The 9973-nt window shown below is 59.6% G+C and carries 11 protein-coding genes and 1 pseudogene; 8 read left to right on the top strand and 4 right to left on the bottom strand.

Annotation, left to right across the window (positions count from 1 at the left end; all coding sequences use genetic code 11):
- Positions 1-148: 148 nt before the first annotated feature.
- On the bottom strand, positions 149-550 hold the full coding sequence (locus BZK31_RS24610) for a DUF2177 family protein (protein WP_083185881.1): 402 nt from the start codon (positions 548-550) through the stop codon (positions 149-151).
- 142 nt (positions 551-692) lie between these two features.
- Between BZK31_RS24610 and BZK31_RS24605 the strand changes: the two genes are divergently transcribed.
- On the top strand, positions 693-1325 hold the full coding sequence (locus tag BZK31_RS24605) for a DsbA family oxidoreductase (RefSeq protein ID WP_083185880.1): 633 nt from the start codon (positions 693-695) through the stop codon (positions 1323-1325).
- A gap of 49 nt (positions 1326-1374) precedes the next feature.
- Here the strand turns inward: BZK31_RS24605 and BZK31_RS24600 are convergent, their stop codons facing one another.
- Complete coding sequence (locus tag BZK31_RS24600; protein ID WP_083185879.1) at positions 1375-2211, bottom strand: CvfB family protein; 837 nt, start codon at positions 2209-2211, stop codon at positions 1375-1377.
- A 341-nt stretch (positions 2212-2552) separates the two neighbouring features.
- Between BZK31_RS24600 and BZK31_RS24595 the strand changes: the two genes are divergently transcribed.
- The 4 genes from BZK31_RS24595 (at position 2553) to BZK31_RS24575 (ending at position 5254) form a co-directional block, all read left to right on the top strand.
- A complete protein-coding gene (locus BZK31_RS24595) occupies positions 2553-2741 on the top strand; it encodes a hypothetical protein (protein WP_025994762.1) in 189 nt (62 codons plus the stop codon).
- A 168-nt stretch (positions 2742-2909) separates the two neighbouring features.
- Complete coding sequence (locus BZK31_RS24590) at positions 2910-3422, top strand: hypothetical protein (protein ID WP_083185878.1); 513 nt, start codon at positions 2910-2912, stop codon at positions 3420-3422.
- Positions 3423-3569: 147 nt separating this feature from the next.
- Positions 3570-4298, top strand: a complete 729-nt coding sequence (locus BZK31_RS24580) for a TorF family putative porin (protein ID WP_083185876.1) — start codon at positions 3570-3572, stop codon at positions 4296-4298.
- An 83-nt stretch (positions 4299-4381) separates the two neighbouring features.
- Entirely contained in the window at positions 4382-5254 is an 873-nt protein-coding gene (locus BZK31_RS24575; RefSeq protein WP_083185875.1) for a DUF6279 family lipoprotein, read from the top strand.
- Positions 5255-5314: 60 nt separating this feature from the next.
- On the opposite strand, the gene BZK31_RS24570 is transcribed toward BZK31_RS24575, so the two are convergent.
- On the bottom strand, positions 5315-5692 hold the full coding sequence (locus BZK31_RS24570) for a transcriptional regulator (protein ID WP_083185874.1): 378 nt from the start codon (positions 5690-5692) through the stop codon (positions 5315-5317).
- A 359-nt stretch (positions 5693-6051) separates the two neighbouring features.
- Entirely contained in the window at positions 6052-7389 is a 1338-nt protein-coding gene (locus tag BZK31_RS24565; protein ID WP_083185873.1) for a DEAD/DEAH box helicase, read from the bottom strand.
- Between the two features lie 267 nt (positions 7390-7656).
- Here BZK31_RS24565 and BZK31_RS24555 point away from each other — a divergent pair, with 267 nt between their 5' ends.
- The 3 genes and pseudogenes from BZK31_RS24555 to BZK31_RS30170 all read left to right on the top strand — a co-directional run.
- On the top strand, positions 7657-8346 hold the full coding sequence (locus tag BZK31_RS24555; RefSeq protein ID WP_083185872.1) for a thermostable hemolysin: 690 nt from the start codon (positions 7657-7659) through the stop codon (positions 8344-8346).
- Positions 8336-9829: an AMP-binding protein gene (locus tag BZK31_RS24550; RefSeq protein WP_083185871.1), complete on the top strand. Its 1494-nt coding sequence runs from the start codon at positions 8336-8338 to the stop codon at positions 9827-9829. Before BZK31_RS24555 ends, BZK31_RS24550 begins: the two co-directional genes overlap by 11 nt.
- A pseudogene (locus tag BZK31_RS30170) lies at positions 9826-9973 on the top strand (biliverdin-producing heme oxygenase); the annotation flags it as partial. The gene BZK31_RS24550 and the pseudogene BZK31_RS30170, both read left to right, overlap by 4 nt.

Raw genomic sequence — 9973 nt, 5'->3', positions numbered from 1 at the left:
GCCTGGAGTTGAGCGCCGACAAGGATTCCTACCTCAAGGACATGCGCCCCAAGGGCAGCAACCTGAGCTTTGCGGGTTTCCTGCAACCCTGATCAGGGGTCGACAGCCAGCGTGAGAGTCGCCAGCGCGGCGACTTTCATCGGCTCGCTCAGGCCGGACTCCGCGCCCCCAGATCCCCCGCCGTCCCCGCCAATGCCGAGGCCACCGTGCCCCAGGCCAGGTCCACCAGCGCCAGTTGCGCGGGCCATCCCTGCAGCGTGGCCCAGTTGGTCAGATCATAGGTGCCGTATGCAACAAGCCCCAGCAAGCCGCTGTAAACGGTCGCGCGACCCAAGCGCTGTTCCTTGAGGGCCGGCAGTACGCCAAACATCACCACGCCTGCGCCATACAGCAGATAAAACACAACCGCCGGACCGATCACCGGTGTTTCCAGCATCATCGGCCCTAGCCATTGCCGATAGGTCGGCCCCATCAGCACCCCCAACCAGATTCCATCGAGTATCAGAAACGCCAATAGCGTGCCGACGTAGGCCGAAAATATCTTTTTCATGAGGCGTCCCTGGTGGTGTTCGACGGCAGAACGCCCTCGCATGAAGCTATGACCAGCGGCCGTTGAAAAATGATCCTCCAAACGGCAGGACTTTTACGGGGCTATGGGAGTCAGTGTTAATTAGCGTTATGGAGTTTGGCGAATGAACACTGGTGGTCCGTTTAAAATAGATGTCTGGAGCGACTACGTCTGTCCCTTCTGTTACCTGCAACTCTCGGTGCTTGAACAGCTTCAGCAGAGCTATGGCGAGCGGCTTGAGTTCAACTGGCACGCCTTTGAACTGCGCCCCGCCCCACTCGCCATGCTCGACCCCGATGCGGATTACCTGCGCGCCACCTGGTCACGTTCCGTTTTGCCCATGGCGGACAAGCGTCAGGTCGTCATGAAGATGCCAACCGTACAGCCCCGCAGCCGCAAAGTGCTTGAAGCCGCCGCATTCGCCCGCAATGCAGGACGCTTCGCCGACTTTCACAAGGGCGCGTTCAAGGCGTTTTTCGAGGACGGACTGGACATCGGCGAAACGCCGACCTTGCTGGAGCTGGGTCATACGCTGGGCCTGGACAGGCACGCGCTGGAACAGGCATTGATCGACAGCGAGTACGAGAAATCGGTACTGGATGATCAGGCGCTGGCGCAGCAGTTGGGGTTGCGAGCGGTGCCCGTGGTGCTGTTGCGGCGCAGCGACGAATCGCTGGAGCAGGCTAAAGTTTTCAACGGCACACTGCCGTTCAACCGCATGAAGCAGGAAATCGACAGGCTGGCAGCCTGGGCCTGAACTGCACCGCGTCTACGGTAACTTATTCAGACTCAGGCGCTGACGGCTGTCAGACCAGCTCGATACGGTCGGCGTGGATCACGATCTGACCCTGCTTGTACAACGCGCCGATGGCCTTCTTGAAATTGCCTTTGCTGACACCGAACAGACCGCTGATCACCTGCGGATCGCTCTTGTCGCTGACCGGCAGAGTGCCGTTGTTCTCACGCAGCTTGGCGAGAATCTTCGAATTCAGACTGCTGGCCGCTTCCGCGCCCACCGGTTGCAGACTCAGGCTGATATTGCCGTCTGCGCGGATCTCCTTGATAAAACCCTTTTCCTGCTTGCCGGCACGCATGAACTTGAATACTTCGTTCTTGTGAATAAGCCCCCAGTGCTTGTTGTTGATGATTGCCTTGAAGCCCATGTCGGTGGCTTCGGCCACCAGCAAGTCCACTTCCTGCCCAACGCTGTAGTTGGCCGGGGTCTTGTCCAGATAGCGATCCAGACGCGCGGTGGCGGTGATGCGACGGGTATGTTTGTCCAGATAGACATGCACCACGCAGTAATCACCGGCCTGCAACGTGCGCTTCTCTTCCGAGTACGGCAGCAACAGGTCCTTGGGCAGGCCCCAGTCCAGGAACACGCCGATGCTGTTGACTTCGACCACTTTCAAACTGGCGAACTCACCGACCTGGACCTTGGGTTTTTCAGTGGTGGCGATCAGCTTGTCTTCGCTGTCCAGATAGATGAACACGTTGAGCCAGTCTTCATCTTCGCTGGGTACATCCTTGGGGATGTAACGATTGGGCAGAAGGATTTCGCCATCCTGCGCACCGTCCAGGTACAGACCGAAGTTAGTGTGCTTGACCACTTGCAAGCTGTTGTAGCGCCCGATTAAAGCCATGTGCAGATACCCTCATTGCGTGGGGCGCATTCTACCCGAGTTTGCACCGGCATTCGCGCCGCACTGCCGGATCACTGGCCAGGAAACTGCGCGATGGAAGCGTTCAGACCTGACTTGGGGCTCCACTCGTCAGTTACTGGCACCAAACTGGCGCACGCAGGCTTTGCCGACGAACGACGTTCCTTACAGACTTCATCAGGCAAAACAGTTGCTTGGCGAGCGTGAAGCGATATCAATGCTGTTTTGACGCTCGCGCGGCGGCCGGGCGATTGCCACATTCGCCAAGCATCAGGCAAGGCTTTCCTGTACGATGGCTGGCCGTATTACGTTTATGAAGGTAAATGGCAGCCATGCGTATCAAAGCATCCCACTCGAAAGCCAAGCCCGCACCAGCCGTTGAAACGAGCGACTCGATCAACGCACAGATTGCGGCTTTCCTGAAGTCCGGCGGCGAAATCCAGCAAATCGCCAAAGGCGTGAGTGGCCAGACTTTCACCCCGTCCAAGCAGATCAACCTCGGCAAGAAGTAACACCCCCGCCTTGTCCGTCGATCTCTATGCGCCTTGACGCTCAAGGCGCTAGATTGACCATCCTTCGCTGGATATTCCTCCCGTCACGCTGCTACTCTCTTGATTGATATCATTATGACCACGAGCTGGATCACGCTCTGGTAGTTGTCTCATTGGCGGAATGCTCGAATGAAGAACTGGATGCTTTTCGGCGCACTTGTGTACCTGGGTGGCTGCACATCGCATCACTGCGAAAACGGTCCCAATGACAGTCAGCTCACCGACAGCCCTTGCCGGGCCGGGCACCTGCTGTATCAGAACGACATGTTGCAGGCCAAGCTGCTGATCAGTGAAGACAACCGCGAAAACTACGAACTGGCCGAAGCCATGCTGCGCCGAGCCGCGCTGGATGATGCCTCCGGTGAAGCCGAGTTCTATCAGGCGGTTCTGCTGATCCGCCAGCAGGCCGATCACAAACAGATCATCGATCTGTTGCAAACCGCTGCCAAACACAGGCACCCGCTGGCCATTGCCCTGCTGTCTCAGCAGTTGAGCATCAGTGATCCGCAACTGTCCCAGCGCTATCAGAAAGAGTACGCCGAGCTGGACGTCGCCAAGAGCGGTTATCCCTCGTTCGAACAGGCTCTGGTGGTGATTCGCGGGCTGATCATCCCGCCTGCGCAGGCCACCGCGGCCAACTGATGCGCTGCGGATCGACGAACGGTCTGCTCCAACGCGATTTCACCGGTATCCTTGCGAGGCTCTAGCACGCGGCTTGTGTCGGGCTCCTGAGCCGTTTTTCGATACGCCATCCCTGACCACACTCCTCGACACATTAAGGAGTGAGCCATGCTCAGCCATCGCTTACACGCGCTGACCTTCAGCGCCCTGTTCATCAGTCAGTACGTTTCCGCCCAGGTCATGGAGCGGGATCTGGGCGACTTCGATCTCAAACTGGCCACCACCCCGACGCGCAGCATGGCGCAGGGCCTGGTGACGCCCAGTGGCGGTTCGGGTTCGTTTCATGGCGGCATGGACCTGACCCATGACAGCGGCTTCTATTTCGGCCAATGGGCACCCAACATGGGGTTCACGCCAGACAGCGCACTGGAAGTCGACTCCTACATGGGTTTCAAGAAACCCTTCGATAAAACGCTGGGCTATGAGCTGGGCATGATCCGTTACAGCTACCCGGACACCAGCCAGATCGACAGCCACGAATTCTATGCCGGACTGCGAATGCTCGACAGCCGCATCGGCGCGGCCTTCAGCAACGATGTGGGCTCGCGCGACAGCACGGTGTTCGTCGATCTGGGCGCCATCGAGCGGCTCGGTATCGGCGTGCGCATGCAATACGCCAACCATCAGTTCGATACGCCGCAGATCTCTGACGATGGCGGGCAGATCAGCGGTTTCAACGACTGGTCGCTCAATCTTTCGCGTCCGTGGCTGGGCATCGACATGAACCTGATCTACAGCGGGTCGAGTCTGAGCGGCGGCGATTGCAGCGTGTACAGTGGTCACAACGCACGCTGCGACGGCACCTTCACCCTCAAGGCCGTACGCTCGTTTTTCTGACACGGCATCCCGGTTGAACCCCTGCGCGCTACACTCCTCTACTGCACAGAATCTGTGCAGGTCAGTACCCTCGAGGAGTGTTCATGCAGTCTCTGTTCAAAGCCTTCATTACGCTGTTGATGGCCGTGTCACTGCTTGCCGGGTGCAATCAGGTAGGGCTGGCGTACCGCAATCTGGATGTGATCATTCCGTGGACGCTCAGCGACTACCTGGACATGAACTCCGAACAGAAAGGCTGGCTGGATGTGCGTCTCAAACAGCATTTGAGCTGGCACTGCAGCACTCAATTGCCCGAGTACCTGACGTGGCTCGACAAGCTGGACGAGATGGTCAAAACCGATCAGGTGACGTACGAAGGCCTCGAAGCGCGCACCAATGAAGCCAAGGAAGCGATTGCCAAGATCTCCAGAGAGATCACCCCGTCGGCCGTCGAGTTGCTGGCCCGTTTCGATGACAAGCAGGTTCAGGAGATGCAGAACGCCTTTGCCAAGGACCAGCGCAAACGCGAGAACAAATACCTGGAGCAGCCCCTGGAGCGCCAGATCGCCGAGCGCGCCGACCGTATGGAGAAACGCCTGACACCGTGGATCGGCAAGCTCAATCAGGCACAGAAAGACCGGATCCAGGCATGGTCTGCCTCACTGGGTGAGCAGAACAAGGCGTGGATCGAAAACCGTACGCGCTGGCAGAACCTGTTTCTGGCAACCGTGCAGCAGCGTCAATCAAGCGACTTCCCTCAGCGCATCGCTGCGTTGTTGCAGGACCGCGAGACATTCTGGACGCCCGAGTATCGGCAGGCCTATGACAAGACCGAGAAAGCGGCCATTTCGTTGATTGTCGACATCACTGCGCAAAGCACCCCCGAGCAACGAACCCGGCTGCTGAGCCGGATCGCGGACATGCGCAAGGACTTTACCGATCTCAATTGCCTGAAATCGGCGAACGCGGCGCAGTAATAGAGGTATTGCCCTGTGGAGAAGCGCGCTGCCGGTCAGCAGCGCGTATACGGCATCGAATCAGGCGACCTGCGGCTTGGACGCCACCTCGTCAAAGGTTGCCGGGTCCAGACCATCTTCCTGCCTGTCCAGCACTTCACGCGGGTGATCGTTGCCAGGAATGCTACTGTCGATCAACGCCAAGAGGCTCGATCCACGCGGGGTAAGGATCAAACCGGAGCGGCCGTCACTCTCTTCCGCCGGGCGTGACTGAATGAATCCGCGATTGATCAACAGCTCTTTCAACTGACCCGCCTCGGCCTGAAGACTCCCAGAATCCGCCACCACTTCGCCTTCCGACGCCTTGGCGGTGGCGTACTCGTGCGAATCAAACGAACCGCCGCCACTGTTCTGCACTTCATGAAGCAGGCTTTCGATAAGGTCCCAGTTATAAGTCATTGTATTAACCCTCCGTCCAGCATGGATGAATGGCTCATGACGTCCAGTCACAAGCATAGTGTCTCGAAGTTGTGACCTGCGGGGTGCGCAGCCGTTCAGACGACAATGCCCACGTGCATGCAAGGCTCGCCAGCAACAGGCCCTGAAAAAGAGGTCTCTGTGGCAAGCACACCTCAGTGGACGCGAATCTGCTCGCGAAGGCGATGCTTCAGAGGGCGGGGATTGGGCGGTTTACGGGGTTTTTCGCGGACGAGTCCGCTCGCACGGAGTGATCTTCCTGCTCTCCCACAGTGTTATTCCTGTGGGAGCGAACTTGTTCGCGAAGGTGGTGGTTCGGACGCCCGCGCTTTAGGCAGATGTCACTCGGCAGCCGGTGCCGGGGTGCTGCGTTTTTTCAGCGGGGCCATGCCGTCTTTGCTGACCAGGTCAGACTTGGGACGGTTGGCGGTCTTGCGCTTGGTCGGGCCTTTGGCGGCGACTTTTTTCTTGTCGCCCTTGGCGTCGGTCTTTTTCTTCTTCACGCCAACGGCCTTGCCCGACGCCTTGACCTTCTTTGGTCCGCCGTAGGTGCCTTTGACTTCCTTGATGACACGGCGCTCGAAGCTCTGCTTGAGGTAGCGCTCAATGCTCGACATCAGGTTCCAGTCGCCATGGCAGATCAGCGAGATCGCCAGACCTTCACTGCCGGCACGACCGGTGCGGCCCACACGGTGCACGTAGTCATCGCCGCTGCGTGGCATGTCGAAGTTGATCACCATGTCCAGGCCGTCAACGTCCAGACCACGGGCCGCCACGTCGGTGGCGACCATGACCTTGGCGCCGCCCTGCTTCAGACGGTCGATGGCCGCCTTGCGGTCCTTCTGATCCTTATCGCCGTGCAGCACGAACGCCTTGTACTCCAGCGCCACCAGACGCCCATACAGACGGTCGGCCATCGCCTTGGTGTTGGTGAAGATAATGGCTTTCTGGTAAGTCTCGTTGGTCAGCAGCCAGTTCAGGACCTGCTCTTTATGCACGTTATGGTCAGCGGTGATGATCTGATGACGAGTGCCCGAAGCCAGCTCACTGACGTTGTTCAGTTGCAAGTGCTGCGGGTCCTTCAAGACCTTGCGGATCATTTCCCGCAGACCGGCACCGCCGGTGGTAGCGGAAAACAGCATGGTCTGTTCACGGCCAGCGCATTCGCCAGCCAGACGCTCGACGTCTTCGGAGAAGCCCATGTCCAGCATGCGGTCGGCTTCATCCAGTACCAGCACTTCGACGTGCTTGAGGTCCAGGTTGCCCGCATTGAGCTGCTCCAGCAGACGGCCCGGCGTGCCGATCAGGATGTCCGGCACCTTGCGCAGCATGGCGGCCTGAGCCTTGAAATCTTCACCGCCCGTGACCAGACCCGCCTTGACGAACGTGAACTGCGAGAAGCGCTCGACTTCTTTCAGGGTCTGCTGAGCCAGCTCGCGGGTTGGCAGCAGGATCACCGCGCGGATATCCACACGAACCTTGGCCGGGCCGATCAGGCGATTGAGGATCGGCAGCACGAAGGCAGCCGTCTTGCCGCTACCGGTTTGCGCAGTCACCCGCAGGTCGCGCCCTTGCAATGCCAGCGGAATGGCCGCTGCCTGCACGGGCGTAGGCTCGACAAATTTAAGCTCGGCCACAGCTTTAAGCAGGCGTTCGTGCAGGGCGAATTCGGAAAACACGGGTGCTACCTCGACGAAAAACAAAAATACAGCTGCATAGCCTAACGGTTTCGAGCGCCGGGGCCGAGTTTCTTTACCACCAAAGGCTGATTTTGTTTGCCCTTCAACGCCCAGACCCTCTGTGCAGAACCGAAAGAAACGCTGCCAGAACAAGGCATGCGGACGATTTCGAGGTAAACGCCGAGTATTTTTCCTAACCTTCAGATTGCGTTAAGAAACCGCTCCGATACTCCTCCTCACTTGCTGACCGGGGGAGGAACCTCACCAATGCCTGATATCGACTGGAACCTGTGCCTGCCGCTGTGCTTCGCCAGCCCCGGCGCAGCTTCGCTGACCCTCTCCCGCGCCTCCTGCGCAGATCAACAACGCAGCGCCTTTGAAAGCTTTATCCAGATGCGTTTCCAGAAAGCCCATAACGCCGATGTGCGGCAGTTCATGCCTGAACTGTTCGGGCTGAGCGATAGCAGAGGGACTGTGTGCGCAGTGGCCGGTGCGCGCCTGGCGATGTCCGGGACACTGTTTCTGGAACGCTATCTGGACGACCCCATCGAGCATCAGGTCCGCGCCGCAGCAGGGTGCCCGGTCGAGCGGCGGGCCATCGTCGAAGTCGGTAATCTGGCTGCGAACTCGCTGGGCAGCGCACGGCTGAGCATCATCACCGTGACCTGGATGCTGGCGGTGTGCGGACTGGAATGGGTGGCGTTCACTGGCAATACCGCGCTGGTCAACAGCTTCATCAGGCTTGGTCTGAGTCCGGTCACGCTGGGACCGGCCGATCCGCTACGGCTGGGTGATGAGCGGCACGCCTGGGGCAATTACTACCAGACCCGCCCCAGCGTCCATGTCGGCGACATCGCTGCCGGTTTTCGGCATTTGAGCAACACCGGGGTTTTCGAGCGTTTCGGTTTGCCGCTCACAATGAAGCAGCACAGTGAGGTGCACTGCCATGTCGCATGAACGCGAGATGTTCTGGCAGCGATTGGCAACGTTCGCCCTTGAGCGGCCCCGCCAGATTGCCTTGCAGGGTGAGGCCGATGCGGTGGATTACGCAACGCTGATCGTCGAACTCCAACAGCGCCGCCAGCGATTGCGCGACGCAGGTACGCGAGTCGTGGCGCTGATGCTCGACAACAGTCCCGACGCGCTGCTCTGGGATCTGGCTGTTCTGTTCGAAGGTATGAGCTGTGTGGCCTTGCCACCCTTTTTCAGTGGCCGCCAGCGATTGCATTGCCTGGAGCAGAGCCAGGCCGATCTGGTCATTGCCGAGCCTGCCTACGAAGCGCAGTTGCTCGAAGCGGGGTACGAGGCCGAGGCGCCAACCGGTTATCCGTTCTGGCGGCGCACCTTCAATGCAGAGGTGCGAATGCCGCCCGGCACTGCCAAGCTGACGTTCACCTCCGGCACGACCGGTACACCCAAGGGCGTTTGCCTGAGCGCGGACAGTGTGCTGAGTGTGGCCCGCGAGCTACAGGAGGCCAGCCTGTCACTGCGGCCCGAGCATCACATCGCCCTGCTGCCGCTGGCCATTTTGCTGGAAAACATCGGCTGCTATGCCGCGCTTCATGCTGGCGCACGTATCAGCCTGCTCAGCCAGCAGACCCTGGGCATTCAGGGTGCCAGCGGCGTCGACACCCAGCGCCTGTTGACCTGCCTGACCCGGCAGCGCGCCGACAGCATGATCCTGGTCCCGCAATTGCTGTTGTTGCTGGTGCGCGCCTGCGAGATGGGCGCGTTCGACGCTGCAACGCTACGTTTTGTGGCCGTCGGCGGCGCGCGTGTCAGCGGGGAGCTGCTGCTCCGTGCGCAGGTGCAAGGCATTCCGTTGTTCGAAGGCTACGGCCTTTCGGAGTGCGCCTCGGTGGTCGCCCTCAATCGTCCCGGGGCGCAGCGCATCGGGAGCGTGGGCCAGCCGTTGCTGCATCGGCAGGTACGCCTGGCGGAAGACGGCGAGATACTGATTGGCGAAGTGCCGATGCTCGGTTATCTAGGTGAAGCGCCGCCTGAAACCCAGTGGTGGCCGACCGGTGATCTGGGCGAATTCGATGCCGACGGCTATCTGTATCTCAAGGGCCGCAAGAAACACCAGTTCGTCACCAGTTTCGGACGCAACGTCAATCCGGAATGGGTCGAGGCCGAACTCACCCAGAGCGGACGTATCGCGCAGGCTTTCGTTCACGGCGAAGCAATGGCTCACAACCATGCCCTGCTCTGGCCACTGGACCCTGAGATCAGCGACCTGCAACTTGCCGAAGCCGTTGCCCAGGCCAATCAACGCTTGCCCGATTATGCCCGCGTGCGCGAATGGACTCGTCTCACGCAGCCGTTCAGTCCGGCCAACGGCCTTGCCACCGCCAATGGCCGGCCACGCCGTGACGCCATTTTTGCTCACTACCGCCCGTTGATCATTCCATCGAACCCAGTCGAAGGTACTTCACCATGAGTTTTTTTCAGACCCTGCAGGACGCCACCCAGCAGGAGCGCGAAACCCTGTTCAACCTGCCAATCATTCGTCAGGCGCTGCAAGGCCAGGTCAGTCTGGAGAGCTACCGGGCCTTTCTGTCCCAGGCCTATTACCACGTGCGCC

The organism is Pseudomonas floridensis (genome assembly GCF_002087235.1).
In the GTDB taxonomy this organism is placed as follows: domain Bacteria; phylum Pseudomonadota; class Gammaproteobacteria; order Pseudomonadales; family Pseudomonadaceae; genus Aquipseudomonas; species Aquipseudomonas floridensis.
Note: the sequence above shows the minus strand (reverse complement) of the source record. Positions and strands in the feature narration are given on the sequence as shown.

Coding starts and splice junctions, on each gene's coding strand:
- BZK31_RS24610 (WP_083185881.1), bottom strand. CDS start 550: ATGAAAAAGATATTTTCGGCCTACGTCGGCACGCTATTGGCGTTTCTG.
- BZK31_RS24605 (WP_083185880.1), top strand. CDS start 693: ATGAACACTGGTGGTCCGTTTAAAATAGATGTCTGGAGCGACTACGTC.
- BZK31_RS24600 (WP_083185879.1), bottom strand. CDS start 2,211: ATGGCTTTAATCGGGCGCTACAACAGCTTGCAAGTGGTCAAGCACACT.
- BZK31_RS24595 (WP_025994762.1), top strand. CDS start 2,553: ATGGCAGCCATGCGTATCAAAGCATCCCACTCGAAAGCCAAGCCCGCA.
- BZK31_RS24590 (WP_083185878.1), top strand. CDS start 2,910: ATGAAGAACTGGATGCTTTTCGGCGCACTTGTGTACCTGGGTGGCTGC.
- BZK31_RS24580 (WP_083185876.1), top strand. CDS start 3,570: ATGCTCAGCCATCGCTTACACGCGCTGACCTTCAGCGCCCTGTTCATC.
- BZK31_RS24575 (WP_083185875.1), top strand. CDS start 4,382: ATGCAGTCTCTGTTCAAAGCCTTCATTACGCTGTTGATGGCCGTGTCA.
- BZK31_RS24570 (WP_083185874.1), bottom strand. CDS start 5,692: ATGACTTATAACTGGGACCTTATCGAAAGCCTGCTTCATGAAGTGCAG.
- BZK31_RS24555 (WP_083185872.1), top strand. CDS start 7,657: ATGCCTGATATCGACTGGAACCTGTGCCTGCCGCTGTGCTTCGCCAGC.
- BZK31_RS24550 (WP_083185871.1), top strand. CDS start 8,336: ATGTCGCATGAACGCGAGATGTTCTGGCAGCGATTGGCAACGTTCGCC.